The organism is Desertimonas flava (assembly GCF_003426815.1).
GTDB lineage: Bacteria > Actinomycetota > Acidimicrobiia > Acidimicrobiales > Ilumatobacteraceae > Desertimonas > Desertimonas flava.
In genome coordinates this window covers 15,081-41,360 of the sequence record NZ_QKYK01000041.1, presented here as the reverse complement: position 1 = coordinate 41,360, position 26,280 = coordinate 15,081, and the positions used below count along the sequence as shown (strand labels likewise).

Here is a 26,280-nt window from a genome sequence, read left to right as displayed (position 1 = left end):
GTCGTGCTCACCTGCTGTTCTCGCAGAGCGGAGTTTCGCCGAGGTAGGTCGACGGGGCCGGGGGCCGGGGGCCGGGGGCCGGGGGCCGGGGGCCGGGGGCCGGGGGCCGGGGGCCGGGGGCAGCGACGCCGTTCAGCCGGCGACGTCGGCGATCGCCTGGTCGAGGACCTCCAGGCCGAGGTCGAGCTCGGCGTCGCTGATGGTGAGCGGTGGGGCGATGCGGAACACGCCTCCCATGCCGCGCAGCGCGGTGATGTTCATCGAGAGGCCGAGCTCGAAGCAACGCCGGGTGATCGCCGCGCCGAGCTCGGGCGCCGGCTTCTTCGATTCCTTGTCGGCGACCACCTCGAGCCCGACGAGCAGCCCGCGGCCGCGCACGTCGCCGACGCAGTCGTAGCGGTCGCGCAGGTCGCCGAGGCCCGAAAGCAGGCGGGCACCGGCCGCGGCGGCACGCTCGGCGAGACGGTCCCGCACCACGATCTCCACGACCTTCAGACCGACCGCGGCCGGCAGCGGGTCCGACACGTGGGTCGTGTAGAAGAGAAAGCCGCCATAGTGGGCCCGTTCCTCCAGCTCGGCGGTGGTCAGCACGGCAGCGAGCGGCAGCCCGGCGCCGAGCGTCTTGGAGAGTGTGAGGATGTCGGGCACGATGCCGTCGCGCTCGAAGGCGAACATCGAGCCCGTCCGCCCCAGGCCGGTCTGGGCCTCGTCGACGACGAGCAGCATCCCCCGCTCGTGGCAGCGGGCCTGCAGGGCGGCGAGGTAGCCCTCGGGCAGCTCGAGGATGCCGCCCGACGACAGCACGGGCTCGGCGATGAACGCCGCCGGAGCCCCGGCACTCTGACGGTCGAGCAGATCGAACGCGTCGTCGAGCTCGGCGCGCCAGTCGAGTGACCCGTCGGGACCGGTGAAGCGCGGCCGGTAGGCATTGGGAGCGAACACGGCCATCGATCCCGCTTGGGGCGGCCCGTGCCCGCGACGGCCGGCGGAGTACGTGGCCGACGCCGCCGCGCCCGTCATGCCGTGCCAGCTCTGGGCGAAGCCGACGACCTCCCAACCACCGGTCGCCACCTTGGCCAGGCGCAGTGCCGCCTCGTTCGACTCCGCTCCCGTCGTGAGCAGCAGCACCTTGTCGAGACCGGGAGCCAGCGCGGCGAGCGCGTCGGCCAGATCGATGACCGGCCGCGACAACATCCCCGAGAACAGATGGTCGAGACGGCCGATCATGTCGGTGACGACGTCGACGATCTCGGGATGCGAGTGACCGAGGATCGAGCTCATCTGCCCGCTCGTGAAGTCGAGCACGCGCCGGCCACTGGCGTCCTCGACGTACGAACCGGCAGCCCGCTCGGCGACGAACGGCGAGAACGTCGCTCCGTAGCGGATCAGGTGGCGGGTGGCTCGGTCCAGGTCGACGTCGTCCGACATCGCGCGATCATCGCGCGCCGTCCAGGCGTGCCGCTCGGTCGCCGGTGGACGAACCGTCCGGCCACGGCCGGGCGACCGGTCGCTCGTAGTGTTGGCGCCATGGACGGGGGTACCGAGCCGGGACTCGAAGGCGCGGAGCAGGAGGCGATGCGCGATCGGTATCGCCGCGAGCGTGAGCGCCGATTGCGCCCCGACGGCGCCGATCAGTACGTGGAAGCCGCCGGCCGGTTCGCCCACTTCGCCGACGCCGACCCCTACGCCGACCCGGCGTTCGACCGCGAACCGCTGCACGACGACATCGACATCGCCATCATCGGCGGCGGCTTCAGCGGGCTGCTGGCCGCCGCCCGGCTCAGCGAGCGCGGCGTCACGTCGTTCCGCATCATCGAAGCCGGCGCGGACTTCGGCGGCACCTGGTACTGGAACCGGTACCCCGGCGCCCAGTGCGACACCGATGCCTACTGCTATCTCCCGCTCCTCGAGGAGCTGGGGTACATGCCCACCGAGAAGTACGCCTACGCGACCGAGATCCTCGACCACTCGCGGCGCATCGGGCATCACTACGACCTGTACCCGAAGGCGATCCTGCAGACGAGGGTGCGGTCGATCGACTGGGATGACGAGCGAGCCCGCTGGCACATCCGCACCGACCGGGACGACGCGCTGACCGCGCGCTTCGTCGTCATGGCCCTCGGCTCCATCACCCGTCCCAAGCTGCCCGGCATCCCGGGCATCGACGAGTTCGGCGGCCACGCGTTCCACACCAGCCGGTGGGACTACGCCTACACGGGCGGCGATACCAACGGCGGCATGACCGGGCTCGCCGACAAGCGGGTGGCGATCATCGGCACCGGGGCATCGGCCGTCCAGTGCACACCACGCGTCGCCGCCGACGCCGCCCACGTGTACGTGTTCCAGCGGACGCCGTCGTCGGTCGACTGGCGGCGCAACCGGCCGACCGATCCCGGGTGGTGGTCCTCGCTCCAGCCGGGCTGGCAACGCGAACGCCGCGAGAACTTCAACGACCAGGCGGCCGGACGACCGGTCGACGTCGATCTCGTCGACGACGGCTGGACCGACATCTTCCGCTCCATCTCCTCGCCCAAGGGCGCCAATCGTCCCCGCACCAAGGAGGAGCGCGACCTCGTCGTCGAGGCGAGCGATCTGCGGAAGATGAACGAGATCCGGGCCCGGGTCGACGAGACGGTCGACGACCCCGCCGTCGCCGAGGCGCTCAAGCCCTACTACCGCGTCATGTGCAAGCGCCCGACGTTCAACGACGAGTACCTGGCCTGCTTCAACCGCGACAACGTCACGCTCGTCGACGTCAGCGAGTCCCGCGGCGTCGAACGCATCACCGAGCGCGGCGTCGTGGCCAACGGGCACGAGTACGAGGTCGACTGCATCATCTACGCGACGGGATTCGAGATCTCAGCCGACTTCCGCCGCCGCCTCGGGATGGAGATCAACGGCCGCGGTGGAGTCTCCCTGTTCGACCACTGGGCCGACGGCTTGCGCACGTTGCACGGGCTGACCACACGGGGCTTCCCGAACTGGTTCTACGTCGGCGTCTCGCAGAACGCGTTCAGCGTCAACATGACGTCGATGTTCGACGACCAGGCCAAGCACATCGCCTACCTGATCGACGAGACGATCCGCCGGAAGGCGGCGACGATCGAACCGTCGGAGGAGGGTCAGGCCGACTGGGTCGCGCTCATCAACGGCTTCAAGGTGGGCGGCGCCGGCTTCCTCGCCGCCTGCACGCCCGGCTACTACAACAACGAAGGGTCACCGCAGGCCGGCAACGCCTTCTTCGGCGCCTACACGCCGGGCGCCAGCGCGTTCAACCGCCTGCTCGAGGACTGGCGGGCGGCGGGCGAGCTCGAGGGGATGGAACTCGTACCTCATGTCTGACCCCACCGATCTGGGACCGCGCCACGCAGGGCTCGACGCCATTCGCAACCTCGACTACACCGTCCTCATCTGCGACGACCTGGCCCGGATGCGCGAGTTCTACACCGACGTCCTGGGCTTTCAGGTCCACGAGGAGATTCCCGGCAGGTGGATCGGGCTCCGCGTCGGCTCCTCGCTGGTGGCGCTTCGCCGGCGCGGGCCTCGTGACGGTGGACCGCTGAGCGGGGGCGGGGCGTCCGTGCAACTCGCCTTTCGCGTCCCACCCGGCGACGTGGCCGCGGCCGAGCGTCAGCTCGTCGCGCGCGGCGTCGAACCGCTCGAGCCGGTCGTCGACCAGCCGTTCGGGCACCGCACGCTGTTCTTCGCCGACCCCGAGCGCAACGTCATCGAGATCTACGCCGAACTGGACCGCTGAGGACCGCCGCAGACCAGTCTCCGACCGATCGGTGACCCATCGTGGCGAGGGGCCGGAGGAAGTCGGCGACCTGCTCGCGCTGCACCGGCGAGAACCCGCTGACCCCGAGCCAGCCCTCCGGCGCCAGCAGCCGCCGCAGTTCCGGCGCCAGCTCGACGAGGGCGCCGCGGCCGATGTTGGCCACGATCACGTCGAACGGGCCGTCGATCTCGCCGAGCGGCGCAGTCGTCGCCATCGTCACGGCGTCCACCCGGTTGAGCAGGGCGTTGCGCCTGGTGGCCTCGACGGCGTCCGGCTTGACGTCCACGGCCACGAGCTCGCCGGCGCCGAGGCGGAGGGCGCACAGCCCGAGGACGCCACTGCCGCAGCCGACGTCGAGGACCCGCTCGCCACCGGCGACGCGGTCGAGCAACTCGTCGATCAGCATCGCCGTCGTCGGATGTTCACCGTTGCCGAAGCCGCCGAGGCCGAGCTCGACGAGACCGGCCAGGTTGGCACGGTCGTGCTCGGTCCAGGCGAAGCACACGCTGACGCGGCCTGCGAAGACGCGCGGTCGGGTGTGTTCCATCCACGCGTCGAGGCGCACGCCCGCGTTCGGGCGGGCCACGGCGATCAGGCCCTCGGCGCGGAGTCGTTGGACCAGCAGCTCATCCGTCGCCTCGTCGGGGGTCGTCGCCCGGACGAGCCACCGGCCGGTGCCGGTGCTGGAGGCGTTCACTCCATCGGCGCCGAGTGTTCGCAGGCGAGTCACGACGCCGTCGACATCGGCCGCCGGGGCCGCGACGACGATCGTCATCGGCGGACTCCCCCCGGGGGGACCCTGGCCACTAGGCGAGCCGACCGACGGCGTAGGCGGTGCCATCGGCGGTGACGATGCACGAGAAGTCGCCCACGCTGTAGTCGGCGCTCACGATCACGTCGTAGTGGCTCGCCGAGTCGCGCCAGCCGACCCACGCGTCGCCGCAACGCTGCCCGATGAAGATCACCTCGGTGACGTCGCCGGCGTGGGCGGACGTGCCCGTCTCGGCCAGGTGGCGAGCCCAGTCGCACGAGCCCAGCCCGCCATCGGTGAGCGCGGGCGCACCGAGCTCGGACCGCCACTGGTTCGCCGTGTCGACACCCATGCCCTGGCAGTCGCCGACCGGACCCACATGGTTGGGCGTGATCCTCGCCCCCGTCGCCGGCGTGCCCGCCGCAACCACCGTGGGCAGGCCGGTCTGGAGCACGGCGCCGACCGTCACCTCGGCCGCGGTGAGGCCGTTCGCCTCGGCGAGCTGGTCGACGGAGACGCCGAGCGATTCGGCGACCGATTCGGGCGTCTCGCCCGCACCGATGCGGACGCGGGTCGGGACATCGACCACGACGTCGAAGCCGCCGGCCGAAAGGGCCGCCAGCGTCTGGCCGGCCCGGTCGAGCGCGTCGGGCGGCAGCGCGCTTCCGGGAGCGATCACGATGGTGACCCCCTCGTTGCCGACCGTTGCCGCCGACACACCGGCGGGGAACGCCCCGGCGGCGAGCCCATCGAGCACACCGTGGAGCGACGGATCGAGCCGGTACACCATGGCCGCGGCGAACCGGTCGTCGAACGGCGTGGCGTCGAAGCCGGTGTACAGGACGACGGCACCGCCGGACGCCGCCTCGCTCGCCATGTCGAACGGCCCGCCGGCGAACACCGTCGCGCCGGCCGCCGGCTCGGGCGTCGCGACGACCTCGGCGCCGTCCGCCGCAGCGGCGAAGCCGAGCGCGAACCCCGACCCGAAGAGGGCGTCGATCCCGGATCCCGTCGGCGACACGAGTGTCACCGCTGCGGGGTCGGGCGTGACCGCCGCCGCCAACTCGCCGAGCACGTACGCGCCCTGCTGGGCCGCCGGCACGATGACGGCCACGTTGGGGAGCCCCGACGCCTGGGCGAAGTCGGGGGCGTCGGGAGCGGCGATCCAGGCGTAGTGCTGGTCGGGATGGTTGACCGCCGCATCGATGAGCTGCTCGTCGAACTCGTCGCCGGCGACCACGACCAGCTCGAACTCGCCGGCCGAGTACGACTCGATCGCCTCCCCGGCGGCGGCCCGACCGTCGCCGAGACCGCTCGTGATGTGGAGGTCGGCGACCACTCCGCCGCCCTGGAGCCGATTCACGCTGTCGACGATCGCCTGGCCGAACCCGACGTCGTCAGGCGAGGCCGCCATCACGACGGCGACGTCGGCCGCCGGCGGCGGGGCCGCGATGGTGACGGCTGGCGTGGTGATCGGGCCGGCGACCGCAGCGACGACGAGAGCCAGCACCGGTCGTTTCATCGCGAGTCACGGTAGCCCCGGCCCTCAGCCCGACGCCGCCCTTATCGGCTTCGACCGGCCATCGTCCCGGTGCGCATTCGATGTCCGGATCCTGCCGACCTCACACGGTGATCCCGGCGTACGTTGGCAGGGTATGGGTACGACCGGACGCGTCAGCGTCGTCGAGCAACCGGTGAAGCTTCCGGCATCCCGGCTCGGGGTGCCGACCGTGCTCCCTCCCGATGGCGACGCTCCGCGCGCCGTGCCCGGCGAACGCCTCGCGCAGCTCTCGCTCGACCTGACCGAGCCCGTCGACGGTTCCGCTGCGCCCGAACGGCCGCTGCCCGGGGTGGTGCTCATCCGGCGCTGGCTCGACCTCGACCGGCAGCGCGACCTCGTGGCCCAGTTCCGCACTTGGGCCGTCCCGCCCGCCGGCCTGCGCCACCCGCGGATGCCGACAGGGCACCTGATGAGCGTCCAGTCGGTCTGTCTCGGCTGGCACTGGTACCCCTACGTGTATTCGCGCCACGCCGACGACACCGACGCCGCCCCGGTGAAGCCACTGCCCGCCGATCTCGTCGAGGTCAGCCGCCGCGCCGTCGCCGACACCGGCCCGTGGCCGACCGCCCGGTTCGAGCCCGATGCGGCGATCGTCAACCTCTACGCGCCGGGCAGCAAGCTCGGTCTGCACCAGGACGGTGAGGAACCGTCGGACGCGCCCGTCGTCACGATCAGCCTCGGCGACACATGCGTGTTCCGCCTCGCCGCTGTCGACCGCCGGACGGGGCCGTTCACCGATCTCGAGCTTCGCTCGGGCGATCTCCTCGTGTTCGGCGGTGAGAACCGGCGGATCTTCCACGGCGTGCCGAAGGTGCGCGACGGCACGGCGCCTGGCGGCCTCGGACTCCCGCCGGGTCGGCTGAGCATCACCGTGCGCGAGACCGGCCTGGGTCGTTAGTCGTCGATCGCCGCGACGATGCGACCGTCGACCAGGTCCTGGTACGCGGGGTGGCGCTCGACGAACGCCTTGACGAACGGGCAGAGCGGCACGATCGGCCGCTCGGCGGCGCGCTCCGAGTCGAGCGCCGCCTTCACCAACTGACCGCCGAGGCCGCGGCCGCCGAAGGCGGGATCGATCTCGGTGTGCACGAAGTACGTCCGGCCGTTGCGGCGGACGTACTGGGCGAAGCCACCGAGCGCGCCGTCGACGTGGATCTCGTAGCGGTCGGCGTCGGCGTTCTCGCCGACGGTGATGGTCGCGTCGTCACTCATCGCGTGCACGCTACGTCGCCGACGGCGGCGCAGCCCGACCCCGAACTGCCGGGCGCCGATAGCGTTGAACGGTCGTGGAGACCCTCAACGCGCCCGATGTCATCGCCGAGACGGCGCGCCGGCGCACGTTCGCCATCATCAGCCACCCCGACGCCGGAAAGACCACGCTCACCGAGAAGTTCCTGCTCTACGCCGGTGCGGTGCAGCGGGCCGGCGCCGTGAAGGCTCGCGAGGGTCGCCGGTCGGCGACGTCGGACTGGATGGAGCTCGAACGCCAGCGCGGCATCTCGATCAGCTCGACGGTCCTGCAGTTCCCGTACCGGGATCACGTCGTCAACCTGCTCGACACGCCCGGCCACAAGGACTTCTCCGAGGACACCTACCGCGTGCTCGCCGGCGTCGACGCCGTGGTGATGGTGCTCGACACGGCCAAGGGCATCGAGGCCCAGACGTTGAAGCTCTTCGAGGTCTGCCGCAGCCGCCGCCTCCCCGTGCTGACGTTCCTCAACAAGTACGACCGGCCCGGCCGCGAGCCGCTGGAGCTGCTCGACGAGATCGAGTCCCAGATCGGTCTGCGTCCCACGCCGGCCACGTGGCCGGTGGGCATCGCCGGTGATCTGCGCGGCGTCATCGACCGCCGGACCGACACGTACATCCGGTTCACCCGGACCGACCGAGGTGCGTCGCTCGCCCCCGAGGAGGTCGTGCCCAACGACCAGGCGGCCCGCGAGGAAGGGGCGGCCTGGCAGACCGCACTCGACGAGATCGGCCTGCTCGACGCCGTCGGCGCCGACGTCGACCTGCCGTCGTTCCTGGCCGGTGACTCGACGCCGGTCTTCGTGGGCTCGGCGCTCACCAACTTCGGCGTCCGCATGATCCTCGACGCCGTCGTCGATCTCGCCCCCGCACCGTCGGCCCGCGTCGACTCCAAGGACAACATCCGGGCCCTCGACGACGACTTCTCGGCGTTCGTGTTCAAGGTGCAGGCGAACATGGACCCGTCGCACCGGGACCGCCTGGCATTCGCCCGCATCTGCTCGGGTCGCTTCGAGCGCGGCATGACCGTCACGTGCGACCGCACCGGGCGGGAGCTCACCACGAAGTACGCCACCACGGCATTCGGCGCCGACCGGGAGACGGTCGAGGAGGCCTATCCCGGCGACGTCGTCGGATTGGTCAACGCCACCGGCCTGCAGATCGGCGACACGATCCACGCCGGAGCCCCCGTCACGTTCCCGCCGATCCCCCGCTTCTCCCCCGAGGTCTTCGCCACCGCCCGCCCGCTCGACACGGGGCGATCGAAGCAGTTCCGCAAGGGCCTCGAGCAGCTCGACGAGGAAGGCGTGGTCCAGGTGCTCCGGGACCCCGACCACGCCGAGACGTCACCGATCCTCGCGGCCGTCGGGGCCCTGCAGTTCGAGGTGTTCGGTCATCGGCTCGCCAGCGAGTTCAACGCCCCGGCCGAGATCCTGCTCGCGTCGTATCAGGCGATCCGCCGCACCGACAAGGAGTCGGTGCCGCGCCTGCGGGACATCGGCGGCATCCGCATCATGCGGCGGGGGGACGGCGAGCTGGTCGCCCTGTTCGAGAACCGCTACCGCCTCGCCCGGCTCGAGGCCGACGAGCCCGAACTCGTGCTCGAACCCCTCGTCGCCGGCGGCGCATTCGCGCCGTAGTCAGGGGTCGTTCCCGCCGCCGTCGCGGGACCGCTGTTCAGTACCCTGGCCCGATGTCTCGGGCTCGTCTCGCTCTCGCCGCTTGTCTCGCACTCGGCACACTCGGCGTCACCGCCGCTCCGGCCGGCGCCGCACCGCAACGTGCGCCGCAGCAGTCCACGCTCGCGTGGGGGCCGTGCGAGGAAGACGTCGACCCCGAGTTCGAGTGCACGACGCTGGCGGTGCCGCTCGACTACGCGAACCCGGGAGGCGAAACGATCGGCATCGCCCTCATCCGCCTCCCGGCCGCCGGCCAGCGCGAGGGCGCGGTCCTGATGAATCCCGGCGGTCCTGGTGGCTCGGGCTACGACCTCGTGGCCAACGCCGGCGCGGCGATCCACAACTCGATGGTCGGTCTCGACCGTTTCGACATCATCGGCTTCGACCCTCGCGGCGTCGATCGCTCGGGTGGCATCCGCTGCCTCGACGACGCCCAGGTCGACGCCACGCTGTACGCCGACGACACGCCCGAGAGCATCGCCGAGGCCGTCGCGCTGGCCGCTGGCGAGTTGGCGTTCCCGCGTGCCTGCGTCGCCGAGTACGGCGACACGCTCCGGCACTACTCCACCGAGGCCACGGCACGGGACATGGACTCGATCCGCGTCGCCCTCGGCGACGCCCAGATCTCGTACATCGGCATCTCGTACGGCACGTATCTCGGTGCCGTCTACGCCACGCTGTTCCCCGACCAGGTCCGCTCGATGGTGCTCGACGCCGCGGCCCAGTACGTCGGCCGGACCGAGTTCGAGCAGTACGCGACCCAGGCGATCGGGTTCGAGAACGCGTTCGCCAACTGGGCGGCGTGGTGTGAGGAGACCTCGGAGTGCGCGTTCACCGCGGTCGACGTCGCGGGCCGCTGGGACGCCCTGCTCGCCCGGCTCGACACCACTCCCCTCGTCGTCGCCGACGGCCGCGAGGTCAACCACGTGGCGATGGAGACCGCCACGGTCTCGGCGCTGTACAGCGAGACGGCCTGGCCGGAACTGGGTGCCGCGCTCGCCGAGGCCGAAGCCGGTGACGGCCAGGGTCTGCTCGACCTCGCCGACGACTACGAGGGACGCAACGACGACGGCACGTTCGACACCCTGTTCCAGTCGTTCTTCATCATCCGCTGCGCGAGCGGGATCGACGCCGCCGTGCCCGCCGACCCCGAGGCCCTGCTCGCCGAGATCCGGGCGGCCGCGCCGCGCTTCTCGCGAGACATGGGCCTCGTGGACTTCTACGACCTCTGTGGCGAGATGCTGCCCTCGGACGTCGAGCCCGTCGTCCCGTCGTACACGGGGTCGGCGCCGATCCTCGTCGTCGGCGGAATGAACGATCCCGCCACGCCATTCGAACTCGCCGAGGAGCTCACCGCGATGATGGGTCCCAACGCCCGCCTGCTCGCGTACTCCGGCGAGGGCCACGGACAGATCCTCGCCTCCGACTGCGTGACCGACATCGAGGCCGCCACGATCGCCACGCTGTCGCTTCCCGTCGCCGGCACCGTGTGCGACCCCGATCCCGACGTCCCCCGTCCCGTGTTCTGGGACCAGCTGCCGGTTCCGGCCGGTGTCGGCGCCCCCCTCACCGACCCGACGATCGCCGGCGCACTCGGACTGCCGCCGGACGACGCCTACACCGAGGCGTGGGCGATGACCGGCGACGCCGCCAGCGTGATCGCCGGGTACGAACAGGCACTGCCCGCCGCCGGGTTCCAGGTGGTGGGCACGCGCGACGACATCATCGACGGCGCGACGTTGCTGCAGACGTTCGGTCCCGACGGCGTGTTCGTGGTGGTCCTCGTGGTCCCCGCCGATGCGCTCGCCACGAGCGACGATCTCGACGGGCTCGCCGACGCCGTTCCCGCCGGGCAGGGTCTCGTGGTGGTGGCCGCCCTCGCCGAGTGACCACGCCGTTCGGTCACGCCACGTGACGCTGGCGATGGGCGTGGTTCATCACGTCCCACAGGTCGGCCCGCAGCCGGTTGGCGCGTCGGGCATCGAGCCGGTTGGTGACGACGATGCCGTCGATCATGTCGGCCGCGATCGCCGGCCACGGGCGGCCGCGCACCCGCACCGAGACGGTGGCTCCGGCCGGGTGACGACGGATCGTGCGGTCGACCCCGACGATGCGTGGTGGTGTGCGGAAGCCCGGCGCCACCAGTCCCGCTCGCCGCGTGGCGGCCGACAGCAGCCGCGCGGCTGACGCGAACTCCAGGGTGCTGGCGGCGGCGCTGCCGTCGTCGGCGGGGGCGGCGGTTGACATGCCTCCACTATGAACGAGCCCTGTTACACAGTTGTCGTTCGGGGTCGGATGTGACACCCCATCGGTACGATCGCCGGGTGATCGGAGCCGACACCCTCACGCCGACGCAACGCGAGACGCTGGCCTTGCTCGGGCGTCGGGGCGACCCGGTCGTGTTCGACGCGGCGTTCGTGGCCGAGCTTCGCGACGACTTCGAGACGGGGCTCGGCGAGCTGGCGGAGCGGGTCGGTGAACCGTCGGGCGATCGCGCCGAGCTGGTGGTCACCAAGCGTTCGATCGACTCGGTCCTCGCCTGCGAGGCGGCGTGGGCGGCGCCCGACGACTTCGCCTGGTCGCCGGCGACGGCGCGCGGCACGATCGCCCACCGGGCCATCCAGCTGTCGGTGCACTGGCCGGCCGAGCCGGTGCCGGCCACACTCGTCGAAGAAGCGATCGCCAGGGTGATCGACGAGGAACGAGGCATCGGCGAGTGGCTCGCCGACTGTGACCCCGCCGACCACGCCGATCTCCGGTCGCGCACCGTCGAGCACGTCACCAAGTTCCTCGAGTGCTTCCCGCCGCTGGACCGCACGTGGCGGCCGGTCACCGAAGCCAGGGCGTCCTTCCCGCCGAGCGGGCCGATCGCCCTGCGCGCCCAGGTCGACCTGATGATCGGCCCTCCCCGCGGCAACGAGAGCACCAAGGTGATCGTCGACGTGAAGACCGGTCGGCCGCACCCCCGCCACCGCCACGACCTGCGCTTCTACGCCCTCGTCGAGACGCTGACGCGACGCCTGCCGCCTCGCCTGCTCGCCACCTACTCGCTCGACTCGGGCACCGCCGAGACCGAGGTCGTGACCGAGGCCCTGCTGCGGTCGACGCTCCGGCGCACGCTCGACGCCATCGACCGCATGGTCGAGGTGCGATTCGAGGATCGGGAGCCGTCACGGTCACCCGGCGTGGCGTGCCGCTGGTGCCCGCTGCGAGCCGAGTGCGCCGAGGGCCGCGCCCACCTCGCCGCCGTCGACGACCCTGACGGCGACGAACCCTGACCGCGTCGCCGTCAGCGCACGTGGGGTGACATCAGCGCCAGCGGGACGCCGAGGCCGGCCGAGCTGCGGACGGTGGCGATCCGCCGGCCCGGCTGCACGGCATCGCGGGGTTCACCGATCACGTCCTCGCCGAGCAGGGCGACCGACGCGTCGAGGTCGGCGACGGTGAGGACGAACCCCCAGAGCGTCGCCGGCCCGGGGTCCTGACCCGCCCGCTCGACGACCTCGACGATGAGACCATCGACGCGGTGGAACCCCTGGCGGATGGCGCCGGCTTCGCGCACCCGCTTGAGCGGTTCGCCCGTGACGTCGGCGATGGCACCGCAGGTGCGCACGAGATCGTCAGTGCTGACCACGACGTGGTCGATGCGGTCGACCCCCAGCGGGTGGTCGGCGAACATCGGAGGTGCCGGGTCGGCGAGTCTCGTCGGCACGCCGTCGACGTCGAACTCGGCGTCCAGCGCGCCCTCGACGCCCGACATCACCCAGCCGATCATGCCCGGCTCGCCGAGGTCGGTGATCTCGAGACCGGTGCCGAAGAAGGGGATCCGCCCGGTCGACTCGTCAGCGACGAGTCCGAGCGCCGTCCATCGCGCGAGCGGGCCCCCGACCACGAGCCACGGGATCGAGACGGTCACCGGCGCTCAGTCGTTGTCGAGCTTGTCGACGACCTTGTGGGCGGCGTCGGCGAGCTTGCCGACGACTCCCTCGTGCTCCTCGGCGAACTCCTCGAGCCGGGCGTCGACGACACCGAGCGCCGAGCGGGCTTCCTCGACGAGCGACACCTTGCCGTCCTCGTCGAGGTCGTAGGCGTCGAGCAGGGCTTCTTTCTCGTCCGGGGTCGGGTTGATGGCCGACCCCGGTGCCGAGTTGGCGACGGTGCGCTCCAGGTGCTCGTCGTCCGAACCGGTTGGCTGCTCTGTCATGCCCCCAGTATTGCCGCCCTCAGGGGTGGAGCCCCGTGTGGGCGCCGAGGAAGGCGAGCCCGTCGGCGATCGAGTCCGCCTGCTTGGCGACGGGCTTGCCCACGCCGTGACCGGCCCGATCCTCCTGGAACAGCAGGATCGGCCTGCGGTCGAGGGCAGGAGACGCCCACTGCAGCAGCGCGGTCATCTTGCGGGCGTGCAGGGGGTCGACCCGGGTGTCCCCCTCCGCCGTCTGGATCAGGGTGGCCGGGTACTCGGTGCCCGGCGTGACGTGATGGTAGGGCGAGTACGGGAAGATCCAGCCGAACTCCTCGGCCACGTCGGGGTCGCCGTACTCGCTCGTCCAGAGGCGGGCGATGAGGAACTTCGGGAAGCGCACCATGTCGAGCAGCGGGACGGCACAGAGGACGGCCGCGCACAGGTCGGGACGCTGGGTGAGCACGACGCCCATCAACAGTCCGCCGTTCGACCCGCCGTAGACGGCGAGGTGCTCCCGGCTCGTCACCCCCCGGTGGACGAGGGTGTCGGCCGCAGCGTGGAAGTCGTCGAAGACGTTCTGCTTGTTGGGGCCCTTGCCGGCCTCGTGCCACGCCTCGCCGTGCTCGAGGCCGCCGCGCAGCCCGGCGACGGCGTAGACGCCGCCGGCGGCACACCACGCGGCGATGCGCGGCTGCCAGGCCGGTCCGAGCGAGATGGCGAAGCCGCCGTAGCCGTTGAGGATGGTCGGGGTCTCGGGGTTCGGTTCCACATCGGCCCGATGGATGAGGAACAGCCCGATCTCCGTGCCGTCGCGCGATGGGTAGGTCGTCTGGGACACCACCAGGTCGGGGACGAGCGAGGCGTCGGGCACATCCGGTGCCCACGTGACGACACTGCCGTCGGGCGTCCAGCGACGCAGCGACGGCGGTGCGGTGAAGGAGTTGGCGAGCACGAAGAAGTCGTCGTGGCGGCGGCTGACGGTGACCCCGTCGACCGTGACGATGCCGCCGAGGTCGATCGGTCGGTCGGCGAGCGGTACGCCGTCGTGGTCGAGCCGCCACACGGAGTCGACTGCGGCCCGGCTGGTGACCATCACGAGGCCGGCGGCGGTGGACCCCACGGCGCCGATGACGTCGTCGCGCTCGGTGACAAGGGTCTCCCACGACTCCGGGCCGGCGCCGAGCGTCTCCGGATCGAGCGTGATGCGCACGACGCGGTTGCGGGGCGCGTCGATGGTGGTGGTGCCGACGAGGGCCGAAGCGTCGGCGCTGAACCCGAGATAGGTGTTGGCCTCGACCCCGGCGACGACGGTGGTCCACTGGTCCGTGCTGCGGTCGAGCACGTGGACATCGGTACGGCTCCACCCGACGCTCACCGAGACGACCAGCCAGCGACCGTCCGGTGACAGGTCGACGGACGGCCACGCCTGCGGGTCGGGGTGCTCGGCCCAGACCACCGGGTCGTCGGCCCAGGCGGCACCGAGGCGATGGTGGTGCACGGTCCGGTGGTACTGGTCGCCTTCGGGGTAGCGGGTGTAGAAGAATCCGGCACCGTCCGGCTCCCACGCGACGCTGCACGCCCTCGTGTTGGGGATCTCGTCGGCCCCGGGCGTTCCGGCCGAGCTGCCGTCGGATCCGCTGACGACGCGCAGCGTCGAGTTCTCGGTGCCGCCCTCGCTGGTGCCGATGGCGACGAGGCCGCCGTCGTCACTCGGCTCGAACCAGTCGATCGCCGTCGCCGCGTCGGCGCTCCGACTGGCGGGATCGACGAGGGTGACCGGAGCGAGCGCCGCGTCGACGGCCGAACGGCGGGCGAGGACGAACTGCTCGGAGCCGGACGGTCGCTCCCACGTGAACAGCGTGTCGTCGCGGCGTACGGCGCCCATCACGACGGGGAGCTGCATCAGGTCGACGAGCCGCCCGTGCCAGACGGCGCGATCGGCACCGAGACCGGCGGGGTCGTCGAGCACGCCGCGGGTGAGGGCGTTCTGTCGCTCCACCCAGTCGGTCACCTCGGCGGCGTCGCCGGCCTCCAACCAGCGGTACGGGTCGGCGACCGGGGTGCCGTGATAGTCGTCGACGACGTCCTCACGCCGCGAGGGCGGGACGTTCGTCGACCCAGTCACAGCCGCCCGGTCACGTCGTGGAGCGTGGCGTCAGCCGCGGCCCATGTTGGGGCGCTTGCCGTGGTTCGCCTTGGTGCGGCGCAGCTTGGCCTTCTTCTTCTTGGTCTTCTTCGACATAGCGGACCAGCCTAACGGTGTACCGGTCGTCCCGAACTGGGAGAACGGTGAACGGCGTCGCCGTCGGCGTCACAGCGGGGACGATCGAATCAGCAGCTGATCGGGACCCAAGCGGAGCTGCCCCCGTCCACGGTTGCGCGGAAGACGTCGTGGTACGGGTCCGCCTCGGAGTAGATGACCGTCGTCAACTCGGCAGCGCCGGCACCGTCCGTCGTGACGGAATAGGCCCACGGGGAGCCGGGAAACGGGCCGACATCGGAGTCGTTGTCGACCGTCACGGTGTAGTCCGTGTCCGGAGCGAACCCGGCCATCGTGACGATCACCGAGCAGAACGGTGCCGTCGCGGTGGGCCGGAACGAGACCGTGACCTCCCGGCTGAGCGGAATCGTTGTCGTCGATGTGGAACTCGTCGAGGTCGACGTGGTCGACGTCGAGGTCGACGTTGAGGTCGACGTCGTCGACGCTGGGCTCGTCGTCGTCGTCGTCGGAGCCGTGGTCGCGACGGTGGATGGTGGCGGCGACGTGGTCGCCACCTCGCTCGTCGGCACGACGACCGGCAGCGGCACCGTGCTGGAGGTGGAGGTGGAGGTGGAGATGGAGGTGGACGTCGTGGACGTCGTGGACGGTGGACAACTCGTCGCGGCGTCGACGGGGCCAGCGCCGATGACGGACATCGTGGCGACAGCGAGCACGGCGACGATGCTCCGTCGCCGTGTCAGGTTGATCAGCACGATGCCGGTGAGCAGGGCAATGGCTGCGAGCACCACCAAGGCGGTCGCGGACATGCCGGTCGCCGGCAATACAGGACAGTTCTCCACTGTCGCACCTCGTTCTGTTCCCACCCGAACACACGGTGCGCCCGGATGGGCGGAAGCTAGTGGGTGCCTCCTCGACTGCCCCAACTCGACGAGAGTCGCCCGCATGGGCGACCGTCGCGGCGGCGCCGGGCAGGCCGTCAGCCGAGGGCGGCTTCGATGGCGGCAACGAGGGCGGGATCCTCTGGCGTGACCATCGGTGAGAAGCGCGTGACGCTCCCGTCCCGCCCGACGAGGAACTTCTCGAAGTTCCACCGGATGTCGCCGGAGTGCCCCTCGGCATCGGCCGTCTCGGTGAGCTCGGCGTAGATCGGATGGCGGTCGTCGCCGTTGACGTCGACCTTCTCGAACATCGGGAACGTCACGCCGTAGGTGGTGGAGCAGAACGTCTGGATCTCCTCGGCGGTTCCGGGCTCCTGGCCGCCGAACTGGTTGCAGGGGAACCCGACGACGTTGAACCCCCGGTCGTGGTACTGCTCGTGCAGCGACTCGAGGCCGGTGTATTGCGGCGTCAGGCCGCACTTCGATGCCACGTTCACGACGAGGAACGGCTGCCCCTCGAACTGGGCCAGGCTCGACGGCTCGCCGGCCAGCGTGTTGACCGGGTGCTCATAGATCGTCATGGCTCCAGCATGCCGCACCGGCACGCCACCGCGTAACGTCGGCGCATGGAGCTCGGGGGAACCTGCGACAGCCGATTCGATGCCGTGCGCGGCGCGTTCGAGAACAACTTCGACCCCGAGCGGGCGATCGCCGACGTCGGCGCCTCGGTCGCCGTGACGATCGAGGGCGAGCTCGTCGTCGACCTCTGGGGCGGCACCGTCGACACCGACGCGGCGAACACCGGCAACGACACCGGCGCGCCGTGGCAGGCCGACACCATCGTCAACGTCTGGTCGAACACCAAGACCGTCTCCGCCCTCGCCCTGTTGATGCTCGCCGACCAGAACGAGATCGACCTCTACGCGCCGGTCGCCAAGGTGTGGCCGGAGTTCGCCGTGAACGACAAATCCGGCGTGCTCGTGCGTCACGTGATGGCCCACAGCGCCGGCTTGCCGACCTGGGACCCCCCGATCGATCCCGAGGAGCTCTACGACTGGGACAAGGCGACCGGCGTGCTGGCGGCGATGACCCCGTGGTGGGAGCCGGGCACGGCCTCGGGCTACCACGCGCTGACCCAGGGCTATCTCGAGGGGGAGCTGGTGCGCCGGGTCACCGGGCAGACGATCGGCGAGTTCGTGCGGGCCGAGATCACCGGCCCGCTCGGTGTCGACTTCCACATCGGCACCCCCGACGAGCACCACCACCGCATCGGACACGTGATCCCGCCCAGGGAGCCCTTCGTCCCACCGGCCGACCCGACCTCGATCGCGTTCCGCGCGATCGGTGGCGTGAAGCTCGAGGCCGAGCAGGCCAACACGGCGCCGTGGCGCCGGGCCGAGATCCCGGCGGCGGGCGGTCACGGCAACGCTCGCTCGCTGGCCCAGATCCACGCCCCGATGGCGTGCGGCGGGACGCTCCGCGGCGTGAAGCTGCTCTCGCCGACCGGTGCCGACCCGGTGTTCGACGAGCAGTGGAACTGGACCGATCAGGTGTTCGGCATTCCCATGCGGCACGGCATCGGGTTCGGATTGCCGAGCGAGTTCGTGCCGCTGCCGAACCCCCGCTCGTGCTTCTGGGGCGGCTGGGGCGGGTCGATCACCGTGATCGACATCGACGCCCGGATGACGTTCAGCTACGTGATGAACAGGATGGCCGGCGGCACGCTCGGCGACGATCGCGGCATGGGCCTGCTGCTCGCGACGTACGGCGCCCTCCTCGGCGCCGGTTGACGCCGCCCGCTCAGTTGCGGGTCCACTCCAGCAGGTCGTCGGCGCTCATCGTGTTGACGATGCGGTCGATCGGCACCTCGCAGTGAGCCGCCCGCTCACAGCCGTTGGGCTGCCATTCGAGCTGACCCGTGGCATGAGCGTCGCTGTCGATCGAGAACCAGCAGCCGGCGGCGATCGCCCGCTCGAGGAGCTCGTAGGGCGGGTCGAGCCGCTCCGGACGGGAGTTGATCTCGACTGCCGTGCCGAACTCGGCACACGCGTCGAAGACGGCGGCGGCGTCGAAGACCGACGGTGGGCGCTTCTCGATCAGCCGACCGGTGCAATGACCGAGGATGTCGACGTGAGGCGAGATGACGGCGCGGACCATCCGCAGCGTCATCTCGGGCGCCGGTGACCGCAACTTGGAGTGGACGCTCGCCACGACGACGTCGAGCCCCTCCAGCAGGTCGTCCTCGAGGTCGAGCGACCCGTCTTCGTTGATGTCGACCTCCATCCCCGTGAGGATGCGGAACGGGGCCAGCTCGGCGTTGAGGCCGGCGATGACGTCGAGCTGCTGGAGCAGGCGGTCGCGGTCGAGCCCGTGGGCGATCGTGAGTCGCGCGGAGTGGTCGGTGAGCACCATGTACTCGTGGCCGAGGGCGATCGCCGTCTCGGCCATCGCGTCGATCGTGGCACCGCCGTCGCTCCACGTGGAGTGCAGGTGGCAGTCGCCCCGGAGCGCCTCACGGTAGGGGCGGGCGGCGTCGCTCAGCTCGAGCTGCGTCTCGGCCTCGAGCTTGGTGAGATACGACGGGGTGCCGCCGGCGAGCGCTTCGGTGATCACCTTCGCCGTCGAGTCGCCGATGCCGTCGAGCGCCGTGAGCGTGCCCTTGGCCGCCCGTTCGGCGATCTCGTCGGCCGGGGTGTTGCGGACCACGTCTCGCGCCCTGACGAAGGCCTTGGCCTTGAAGCCGCCCACGTGGGCCCGGTCGAGGCAGTGGACGACACGGTCGAGCGCTTCGAGCGGGGTCACGGCTCCAGACTACGAACCTCGGCCATGTGGTGGAGGCCGGGGTCCGAGGTTCCGCCGTCCGGTCGATGCCGCGAGGACCATCGCTTCGTACCGTCGACCCCGTGACTCATCCGGCGACCACTCCCCCGACCACCGTCCCCTCCAACGGGGTGGCTCCGGCCCTGCTGACGGGCGTCGCCGCTGGCGTGATCCTCGGCATCCTCACCCAGATCGGGCAGGGCGCCCTGCCCGACGACGCCGCCTCCTTGTTGGCGAACTCGGGTGGGGCGTGGCTCGTGGCCGCCTTCGTCGTCGGGGCGCTGATGTCGAGCGCCGGGCGCGCGGCGACCGCCGGAGCGGCGACGCTGGTCGCCGCCTCGTTCACGTACTACGAGGCCGTCGACCTCTTCGAGCAGGTCAGCTCCGGCCCCCGCGGGGCGTTGATCTGGTCCGCGGCCGGCGTGGTGGCCGGTCCCGTGTTCGGCGCCGCCGGCTTCTGGGCGCGCCACTCGCCGCGTGGGCGGCCGGCCGCCGTGGCCCTGGTGGGCGGGGTGCTGGTCGCCGAGGCGATGCACCTGCTCTGGTGGGTCGGTGTCGACACGCTGCGCGGCGTCGCCGCCGTCGAGTTGGCGATCGGCGCCGTCGTACTGGCGTGGGCTCTCCGACTGGCCGGCGCACGACGGGCCCCGGAGGTGCTCGGCGTGGCCGCCGCGGCGTGGGTCGCCGCCCGCCTGGGGACCGAAGCCGTCGATCTCGTGTTCAGCCGGGTCTGAGACCTGCGGGCCGGCACGAGCCGTTCAGATCGAAGCGTCGCTGGCCCAGCCGCCGTCGGGGCCGTCGTCGGGGCTGTCGTGGAAGGACTCGTCGAGCCGTCCGTCGACCCCACCGAGGACGCCGTCATCGAAGAGACCCGGTTCGTCGTCGAACGACACGGCGTCGTCGGTCGACCACGGGTCCTCTCCCCCGACGTCCGCCGCCCCGCCGCCCCTCAGCGCCTCGATGTCGAACTCGTCGGACAGCCCATCGTCCGCGTCGGGGGGGCCGTCATCGGCCGTGTCCCGGCTGCGCCGAAAGTTGTCAGACATCTGTGAAGCCTCCCGGGGATCGCCTGGCGCGCCAGAAGCTAGGAAACTGCACCAAGCGGCGCGGCGAATTTCTCGACGCCTGGCCCGTATCGTCGGCCCGATGGAACGCTTCGGACTCGTCGGCCTACCGAATGCCGGGAAGAGCTCCCTGTACAACGCCCTCACCGGTGGCGGCGCCCTCGCCGCGCCCTACGCGTTCGCCACCAAGGACCCCAACATCGGCGTCGCCAAGGTGCCCGACGATCGCCTCGACCGACTCGCCGAGATGTCGAAGAGCCGCAACGTCGTGCACGCCGCGGTCGAGGTGGTCGACATCGGTGGCCTCGTCGAGGGGGCGAGCAAGGGCGAGGGCCTCGGCAACCGGTTCCTCGCCAACATCCGCGAGGTCGACGCCGTGGTGTTCGTGCTCCGAGCGTTCGAGGACGACGACGTCCCGGGCCCCTCCGACCCGCTCGAGCACCTCCGTGTCGTCGAGATCGAGCTGGCGCTCGCCGACCTGGAGACCGTCGAGAAGCGCCTCGCCCAGGCCGAGCGCCAGTCGAAGCTGAACAAGGGGCTCGGCGACGAGGTCGACGCCCTCCGCGCCGCCAACGCCGCGCTCAGCGAGGGCCGGCCGCTGTACCGGGCGGGGCTCACCGCCGATCAGCGCGAGCAGTTGGCGCCGCACTTCCTGCTGACGTCGCGGCGCGTGCTGGCCGTGGTCAACGTCGGCGAGAACGAGCTCGACTCGATCCCCGAGGCCGAGGCCAAGGTGGCCGCCGAGTTCAACGATGCCGGCGACAACGTCGAGGTGATCGGCATGTGCGTCCAGCTCGAGGCGGAGGCTGCGGCCATCACCGACCCGGTCGAGCGGGCTGAGATGCTCGAGGGCTTCGGTCTCGGCGAGGGAGCCCTCTTCCGCATGGTGCGCAGCGCCTATCACCTGCTCGGGCTGCGGACGTTCCTGACCACCGGCGACAAGGAGTCGCGGGCCTGGACGTTCCACGAGGGATCCACCGCGCCGCAGGCTGCGGGCCGGATCCACACCGACTTCCAGCGCGGGTTCATCAAGGCCGAGGTCATCCGCTGGGACGAGTTGCTCGACATCGGCAGCTGGACCAAGGCCAAGGAACTGGGCAAGATCCGCCTCGAGGGCAAGGACTACATCGTGCAGGACGGCGACGTGATGGAGTTCCGCTTCAACGTGTAGCAGAGTTCGCGGGCGGCGCTCGCGTGACGCGAACGCTGTGACCTGTAGCGGCGGTGATATCGTCTGATATCGAAGGAGGTACCGTGACTGACATCCTGATTCGCGACGTCCCCGAAGACGTCATCGCTGCCATCGACACGAAGGCCCAGCGGCTCGGCCTCTCGCGCACCGAGTACCTGCGGCGCACTCTTGCCCGCGAGCGCGACGTGGTGCCCGCCGCGGTCTCGGTGGCCGACCTCACCACCTTTGCCGACACGTTCGCTGACCTCGCTGACCCCGGAGTCATCGACCGCGCTTGGCGATGACCGACTGGCTCATCGACAAGTCTGCGCTGGTCCGTCTGGGGGCCAGTCCTGATGCAACCGCGTGGGCCAACCGCATCGAGCGGGGACTCGTCCATGTCACGAGCGTGACGTTGCTCGAAGTCGGCTTCTCGGCTCGCTCGGCCGGCGACCTTCGGCACGCTCTCGGCTCCGCCCCGCTGCGCTCGATGCCCGTGGAGTACTTCACGCCGAAGATCGAAGATCGCGCCATCGAGGTCCAAGCCATCCTCGCCGAGCGAGGCCAGCACCGGGCACCCTCGATTCCCGATCTACTCATCGCCGCCGTGGCAGAACTGGCACAGCTCACGGTGCTGCACGTGGACAAGGACTTCGAGCTCATCGCCGAAGTCACCGGACAGCCCATCGAGCGGCTCCGCGAAGCGAGCTGACACTCGCGACGGCGCCGCAAACGGTCAGGCTGACCTGAGCGGGCAAGCGGTCTACCCAACGAGCTGCGTACCTTCTGCGAACTCCGCCACGCGACTGAACTGCAGCGCCGCAGGTCAGCTGCCATGAATCGAGCGCTCTCCGACGTTCCGCTTCAACGTGTAAACCAGCGACGGTCAGCTGCGGTCGAGATGGTCAGCGGCGGATTCGCAACGCCCGCCGCACGTCGGCGGCGATCCGTCGGGTCGCCTGGCGGGTCGACCGCACGCCCTGTGACACCGGGGCGAGCGCGCGCCGGGCCGAGGCCGACGCGCTCCTGATGGCGGTGCGGGTCGTCCAGCCGGCGGCGGCGAACGGCGCGACCACGGCGGTCCGCACGCGACGGCTCGCCGTGACGATGGCCGCACGAACCCGGCGAAGCACCCGCAACACCCCGGCGAGCACACGACTCGCCGACCGGCCGCTCGCTCGCAGCATCGAACGCCCGGTCCGCAGGGCGGCGCGAATGGGTGCGAGGACCACGGTGGCGAGGCGGCTGACGGCCTGGGCCGCCGACCGGACGACGGCGCTCACGGCGCCGGTCGCCGCGCTGATGACACGACCGGCGGTACCGGTCACCGACCGCACCACCTTGCCGACGGCGCTGGTCACCGACGTGACCACGGTGCCGACGGCGCCGGCCAACCTGCTGACGAGACGTCCGACAGCCCGTAACGGTGCCAGGACCGCAGCCACGACGCGGCGGACGACCGCGGCCACGGTCGCCGCGACGTTGCGGAGGGTCGCCATCACCATTCGACCGACGCGGCCCAGTGCGGCGAGGACCTCGCGGCACGGCGCCCACACGCGTCGGGCGACGCCTCGCAGCACGGCTCCGACGCGGGGGAACAGGCCACGGCTCGTGACCAGCATCGCCCGAAGGCCTCCTCGCAAGGCGAGGCCGAGGCGGCGGAACACACCGACAACCGCCCGGAGGGCCGACCGGAACGCCGACCGCACGACGACGCCGATCCGGCGGAGGAACCCGGCGACGGCGCGCCCGAGCCCGCTGGCGAGCACGCCGAGCCTTCGCAGCACGGCGACGACGGGGCGCAGCACGGCGCGGACCAGGGCGGCCAGGCGGCGGCCGGCAGCCGCGACGGCCCGGGCGAGCACGCGGAACGGGGCGACGACGAGGGCCGCGATGCGTCGGAGGGCGGTCGCGAGGAGCCGACCGACGAAGCGGAACGGCGCGACGATCAGTTCGACGATCCGGCGCAGGGCCCGACCGGCCCGGCCGAACAGCGCCGGGAGCACCTTCGTGACCAACGCCCGGCCGGCTTCCCACAGGGCCACGAACGGGGCGAGGGGGACGGCGACGAGCTTTCCGACGAGGCCGAGCGGAGCGTCGCTCTCCGGAGCGGCGATCTCGGCGGTCTGCTCGGGCATCACCGACTCCGGCATCGACGGTGACGAACCCTCCAGCCGGTCATCTCCCGCGTCGACGGCGGCGACGTCAGCGGAGGTCATCGCCACCCAGTTCGTTCACCAGCGCGGCGGCATCGTCGAGGGACGATCCGCCGAGCTGTTCCACCTCGTGGCGCGCCGCCACGTTGGTCGCCCGGTCTGTGCCAGACGCGGCGGCCGCCTGGGCCAGCGCGGTGAGGGCGGTGAGCCGGGCCGAGACGTACTCCACCTCAGCGGCGCCCGTCGGCTCCCGATCACCGAGCAGCGTGGCGACCTCACGGAGGGCCGCGTGGGCGACCGACTCGACGCGAAGCCGCTCGACCGTCGAGAGCGTGGCCGCCCGATCTCGAACGAGTTCGTGCTGGGTGACGAGCGCGCCGACGAGTTCGCCGTCGGCCCGCAACAACGTCCCGTCTGCCCGCCGGGCGATCCGTGCCCCGTCGCGGCGGCGCGCCGTGACCCGGCGCCACGACGAACGGACGGGCAGGATCAGCCCGAGCCCGACGGCGGCGCCACCTGCGACGACGGCGATGGCCGGCCACGAGGCCAGCAGCCCGGCGAGCACAACACCGCCACCGCCGGCGACGAGGACGGCATCTGCGGTACCCGGACCACGATCATCGGGGGCGCCGAACACGTCGTCGAGCGCCACGTCGATGTCGTCGCGGGGGCGATCGGCGCCGACGACCACCAGCGGTCCGGGCCGGGCCGGAACGACGACGAAGGGACCGACGGACCGAGCCACGGGTCCAACGATAGGGGGCGCTGCGGTCACCACTTCTTCGTACCGCCGCCGGCGCGGCGTGACCCTCTCGACGACGACGAGCGGCGAGATCCGGACGAACGTGAGCGCGAGCTCGACCCGAAGCTCCGGAACGACGATCGGCGCCGGCTCGAACCGCTCGACCACGACCAACCTCCGCTCGAGTCGTCGTCACCGTAGGTGCCGGCCCACGAGTGCCCCTCCAACCCGTCCCAGCGGACGAACGAGACGACACCGAGCACGATCAACGCCCCGATCACGAACAGCCCGATGAGGGGGCCCGAGGCGTTCGAGGAGGTGTCAGCGAGCGAGGGTGACGACGTCGAGCCGAACGAGCCGACGCGCAGCGTGCGCAGCGCGGCGACGACACCGGCGGAATAGTCGTCGGGGAACTCGGCGGTCATGTCGTCGACGGCGTCCGACCACCGGTACTCCAGGTCGGGACCGAGATCGGCGCCGTAGTACACCGACGCCTCGCGCTCCACCTCGGAGAACAGCACGACCACCATGTCGTCGGCCAGTTCACCGTCCGGCGCCGCCCAGCCGTCGCACTGGGCGACGAGCTGGTCGATCCGGGCGTCCAGCCCTCCGTCGACGCTGCGCTCGGCCCGGACGCGAACGTCGGCGCCCAGCGACCGTTCGGCCTGCTCGACGGCCGTGTCGACACGGTCGTCGAGCAGGGCGGACGGATCGAACACCTCACTGGTGCAGCCGAGCGGGTCGGCCGGTGTGCCGGTCGACGCCGACGTGGCTGCGGGAGCACCGGCGATCAGGGCGCCGCCGACCACGAGGGTGGCGACGATGGAACGGTGGCGATTCACGACCGGTTGCGACGACGACGGCGCGCCGCAGGTTCCCGGTCAACCGGTGCTGGACGTCACGTCCGTCCCGGCAGCCGCGCCGTCATCGGCGGGATCCGAGCCGGCCGGCGCCGGCGGCTCGCACTCCTCGCAATGGACGTCGGCGATCTCTTCCCCGGCGACGAGCGCGGACACCCAGTCGACGAGGGTGACCCCCTCCACCTCCATCTCGTAGAACGCGTCGTTGCGGACGAGTGTGTGATCGCTGCCCGGGGCGGTGTAGCTCCACTGTTCGACCCCGGCGGCCTCGACCGTCGCCTCGTTGGCGTCGATGAACGAGAGGAGGTCGTCGGCGGGGACCCCCACCAAGCCGGCGAAGAACGACTGCGTGGCGTCGTAGGCGAAGTCGAACCGGGCCATGACGATGTCGGGGTCGTGCGTGCCGGCCTGCACCCAAAGCCCGGGGAGGCTCCACTCTTCGACCGTCATGTCCTCGGTGCCTTCCCAGTCGGGCACCGCGTTCATCGTCCCCCAGAGGCCGCCGACGGCGGCATTGAGGGCCGGTTCGTCGGGATAGGCACCGGACCCGTCGGCGAACACCGTGATCCGAGGGCTGTCCATGGCGTCCGAGATGAGCCCGCTGTAGAGCGGTGCGGCGGCCGAACCGGCGCTCTCACCGACCACCACCACCTGCTCGGCGTCGGCGAAGTTCCCGGCGAGGTACTCCACGGCTGCCGCCCCGTTGACCGCACCCTTGAACTGCACACTCAGCTCGGGCGAGAACTCGTGCGTCGTGTTGCCGAGGTGGATGTCTCCGGTGCAGTACGGCACGTAGACCACCGAGTAGTCGGCAAAGGGGTTGCCGGGGTGGTCGAAGTCGAAGATCCCGCCCATCGTGGCCGGGTCGTCGTCGTCGCCGATGTCCCAGTCGTAGGTGGTGGACGGGTCGGACGTGAAGGCGCAGGTGACCGGGTCGAAGCAGGCGCCGCCTCCCTCGAGGAAGAACATCACCTTCGTCGGATCGGCCTCGCGCGCGAAGAACGAGAAGTCGGCACCGTCGGCACACTGGCAGTCGCCACCCGGCACGATCTCGGTCCACTCGGGCGCCGGATCGCTGGACGCCCCGGCCATCGTGCTCGCCGCGCCGAGCAGCCCGATGGTGACCGCCGCCACGGCGACGAGGCCCCTGGCCTTCGTTCCTCGCATC

Annotated in this window: 27 protein-coding genes; 11 read left to right on the top strand and 16 right to left on the bottom strand. The window is 71.2% G+C overall.

All coding sequences use genetic code 11. From position 1 onward, the window contains the following. Positions 1–132: 132 nt before the first annotated feature. Positions 133–1,428 (bottom strand): aspartate aminotransferase family protein, encoded by a 1,296-nt coding sequence (locus DN771_RS26770; protein WP_117000639.1) that lies wholly within the window; start codon positions 1,426–1,428, stop codon positions 133–135. Positions 1,429–1,527: 99 nt separating this feature from the next. On the opposite strand from DN771_RS26770, the gene DN771_RS26765 reads away from it, so the two are divergent. Both DN771_RS26765 and DN771_RS26760 read left to right on the top strand, forming a co-directional pair. Further along, a complete protein-coding gene (locus tag DN771_RS26765; RefSeq protein WP_117000638.1) occupies positions 1,528–3,342 on the top strand; it encodes a flavin-containing monooxygenase in 1,815 nt (604 codons plus the stop codon). Continuing rightward, positions 3,335–3,757, top strand: coding sequence for a VOC family protein (locus DN771_RS26760; protein ID WP_117000637.1), 423 nt, complete (start codon positions 3,335–3,337; stop codon positions 3,755–3,757). The genes DN771_RS26765 and DN771_RS26760 overlap by 8 nt, the downstream gene beginning before the upstream one ends. Here the strand turns inward: DN771_RS26760 and DN771_RS26755 are convergent. Further along, a complete protein-coding gene (locus DN771_RS26755; protein WP_162942457.1) occupies positions 3,726–4,553 on the bottom strand; it encodes a 50S ribosomal protein L11 methyltransferase in 828 nt (275 codons plus the stop codon). The two genes, DN771_RS26760 and DN771_RS26755, sit on opposite strands and share 32 nt — an antisense overlap. 31 nt (positions 4,554–4,584) lie before the next feature. Then, positions 4,585–6,051 carry a LysM peptidoglycan-binding domain-containing protein gene (locus tag DN771_RS26750; RefSeq protein ID WP_162942456.1) on the bottom strand — a complete coding sequence of 489 codons (1,467 nt, stop codon included), beginning with the start codon at positions 6,049–6,051 and terminating at the stop codon, positions 4,585–4,587. Positions 6,052–6,184: 133 nt separating this feature from the next. Here DN771_RS26750 and DN771_RS26745 point away from each other — a divergent pair, with 133 nt between their 5' ends. Then, positions 6,185–6,988: an alpha-ketoglutarate-dependent dioxygenase AlkB gene (locus tag DN771_RS26745; protein WP_193615420.1), complete on the top strand. Its 804-nt coding sequence runs from the start codon at positions 6,185–6,187 to the stop codon at positions 6,986–6,988. Here DN771_RS26745 and DN771_RS26740 read toward each other — a convergent pair. Then, entirely contained in the window at positions 6,985–7,302 is a 318-nt protein-coding gene (locus tag DN771_RS26740; RefSeq protein WP_117000634.1) for a GNAT family N-acetyltransferase, read from the bottom strand. The two genes, DN771_RS26745 and DN771_RS26740, sit on opposite strands and share 4 nt — an antisense overlap. A gap of 74 nt (positions 7,303–7,376) precedes the next feature. Between DN771_RS26740 and DN771_RS26735 the strand changes: the two genes are divergently transcribed. Together DN771_RS26735 and DN771_RS26730 are read left to right on the top strand one after the other, a co-directional pair. Beyond that, positions 7,377–8,978: a peptide chain release factor 3 gene (locus DN771_RS26735; RefSeq protein ID WP_117000633.1), complete on the top strand. Its 1,602-nt coding sequence runs from the start codon at positions 7,377–7,379 to the stop codon at positions 8,976–8,978. A gap of 53 nt (positions 8,979–9,031) precedes the next feature. Continuing rightward, positions 9,032–10,906 carry an alpha/beta fold hydrolase gene (locus DN771_RS26730; protein ID WP_117000632.1) on the top strand — a complete coding sequence of 625 codons (1,875 nt, stop codon included), beginning with the start codon at positions 9,032–9,034 and terminating at the stop codon, positions 10,904–10,906. A gap of 13 nt (positions 10,907–10,919) precedes the next feature. Here the strand turns inward: DN771_RS26730 and DN771_RS26725 are convergent, their stop codons facing one another. After that, positions 10,920–11,264, bottom strand: a complete 345-nt coding sequence (locus DN771_RS26725; protein ID WP_117000631.1) for a hypothetical protein — start codon at positions 11,262–11,264, stop codon at positions 10,920–10,922. A 77-nt stretch (positions 11,265–11,341) separates the two neighbouring features. Here DN771_RS26725 and DN771_RS26720 point away from each other — a divergent pair, with 77 nt between their 5' ends. Then, positions 11,342–12,295 carry a PD-(D/E)XK nuclease family protein gene (locus DN771_RS26720; protein ID WP_117000630.1) on the top strand — a complete coding sequence of 318 codons (954 nt, stop codon included), beginning with the start codon at positions 11,342–11,344 and terminating at the stop codon, positions 12,293–12,295. Positions 12,296–12,306: 11 nt separating this feature from the next. Here the strand turns inward: DN771_RS26720 and DN771_RS26715 are convergent, their stop codons facing one another. The 5 genes from DN771_RS26715 to DN771_RS26695 form a co-directional block, all read right to left on the bottom strand. Then, positions 12,307–12,933: a VOC family protein gene (locus DN771_RS26715; protein WP_117000629.1), complete on the bottom strand. Its 627-nt coding sequence runs from the start codon at positions 12,931–12,933 to the stop codon at positions 12,307–12,309. A 6-nt stretch (positions 12,934–12,939) separates the two neighbouring features. Then, entirely contained in the window at positions 12,940–13,221 is a 282-nt protein-coding gene (locus DN771_RS26710) for a hypothetical protein (RefSeq protein ID WP_117000628.1), read from the bottom strand. 19 nt (positions 13,222–13,240) lie between these two features. Continuing rightward, complete coding sequence (locus DN771_RS26705; RefSeq protein ID WP_117000627.1) at positions 13,241–15,325, bottom strand: prolyl oligopeptidase family serine peptidase; 2,085 nt, start codon at positions 15,323–15,325, stop codon at positions 13,241–13,243. A gap of 206 nt (positions 15,326–15,531) precedes the next feature. Continuing rightward, positions 15,532–16,227, bottom strand: coding sequence for a hypothetical protein (locus DN771_RS26700; RefSeq protein ID WP_162942455.1), 696 nt, complete (start codon positions 16,225–16,227; stop codon positions 15,532–15,534). 170 nt (positions 16,228–16,397) lie between these two features. Next, complete coding sequence (locus DN771_RS26695) at positions 16,398–16,880, bottom strand: glutathione peroxidase (RefSeq protein ID WP_117000625.1); 483 nt, start codon at positions 16,878–16,880, stop codon at positions 16,398–16,400. A 45-nt stretch (positions 16,881–16,925) separates the two neighbouring features. On the opposite strand from DN771_RS26695, the gene DN771_RS26690 reads away from it, so the two are divergent. Further along, positions 16,926–18,089 carry a serine hydrolase domain-containing protein gene (locus DN771_RS26690; RefSeq protein ID WP_117000624.1) on the top strand — a complete coding sequence of 388 codons (1,164 nt, stop codon included), beginning with the start codon at positions 16,926–16,928 and terminating at the stop codon, positions 18,087–18,089. A 10-nt stretch (positions 18,090–18,099) separates the two neighbouring features. Here DN771_RS26690 and DN771_RS26685 read toward each other — a convergent pair whose 3' ends face one another. Beyond that, positions 18,100–19,101 carry a PHP domain-containing protein gene (locus tag DN771_RS26685; protein ID WP_117000623.1) on the bottom strand — a complete coding sequence of 334 codons (1,002 nt, stop codon included), beginning with the start codon at positions 19,099–19,101 and terminating at the stop codon, positions 18,100–18,102. 101 nt (positions 19,102–19,202) lie between these two features. On the opposite strand from DN771_RS26685, the gene DN771_RS26680 reads away from it, so the two are divergent. Then, the gene (locus DN771_RS26680) at positions 19,203–19,853 is read left to right on the top strand and encodes a DUF6518 family protein (RefSeq protein WP_162942454.1); all 651 of its coding nucleotides are present in this window, start codon (positions 19,203–19,205) and stop codon (positions 19,851–19,853) included. A gap of 24 nt (positions 19,854–19,877) precedes the next feature. On the opposite strand, the gene DN771_RS26675 is transcribed toward DN771_RS26680, so the two are convergent. Next, positions 19,878–20,165 (bottom strand): hypothetical protein, encoded by a 288-nt coding sequence (locus DN771_RS26675; RefSeq protein ID WP_117000621.1) that lies wholly within the window; start codon positions 20,163–20,165, stop codon positions 19,878–19,880. A gap of 100 nt (positions 20,166–20,265) precedes the next feature. Between DN771_RS26675 and ychF the strand changes: the two genes are divergently transcribed. The 3 genes from ychF to DN771_RS26660 all read left to right on the top strand — a co-directional run bounded on the left by ychF (position 20,266) and on the right by DN771_RS26660 (position 22,066). Beyond that, a complete protein-coding gene (ychF, locus tag DN771_RS26670; protein WP_117000620.1) occupies positions 20,266–21,354 on the top strand; it encodes a redox-regulated ATPase YchF in 1,089 nt (362 codons plus the stop codon). A gap of 83 nt (positions 21,355–21,437) precedes the next feature. After that, positions 21,438–21,659 (top strand): type II toxin-antitoxin system VapB family antitoxin, encoded by a 222-nt coding sequence (gene vapB / locus DN771_RS26665; RefSeq protein WP_117000619.1) that lies wholly within the window; start codon positions 21,438–21,440, stop codon positions 21,657–21,659. Further along, positions 21,656–22,066, top strand: coding sequence for a PIN domain nuclease (locus DN771_RS26660; protein WP_117000618.1), 411 nt, complete (start codon positions 21,656–21,658; stop codon positions 22,064–22,066). The genes vapB and DN771_RS26660 overlap by 4 nt, the downstream gene beginning before the upstream one ends. 193 nt (positions 22,067–22,259) lie before the next feature. Here the strand turns inward: DN771_RS26660 and DN771_RS26655 are convergent, their stop codons facing one another. Genes DN771_RS26655 through DN771_RS26640 form a run of 4 tightly spaced genes read right to left on the bottom strand, consistent with a single transcriptional unit; the run spans position 22,260 to position 26,279 of the window. Beyond that, entirely contained in the window at positions 22,260–23,573 is a 1,314-nt protein-coding gene (locus DN771_RS26655; protein WP_162942453.1) for a hypothetical protein, read from the bottom strand. Then, complete coding sequence (locus DN771_RS26650) at positions 23,560–24,255, bottom strand: hypothetical protein (protein ID WP_117000616.1); 696 nt, start codon at positions 24,253–24,255, stop codon at positions 23,560–23,562. The genes DN771_RS26655 and DN771_RS26650 overlap by 14 nt, the downstream gene beginning before the upstream one ends. Before the next feature lie 26 nt (positions 24,256–24,281). Further along, entirely contained in the window at positions 24,282–25,094 is an 813-nt protein-coding gene (locus DN771_RS26645; protein WP_117000615.1) for a TPM domain-containing protein, read from the bottom strand. 39 nt (positions 25,095–25,133) lie between these two features. Beyond that, complete coding sequence (locus DN771_RS26640; protein WP_162942452.1) at positions 25,134–26,279, bottom strand: pectin acetylesterase-family hydrolase; 1,146 nt, start codon at positions 26,277–26,279, stop codon at positions 25,134–25,136. Position 26,280: the final 1 nt, after the last annotated feature.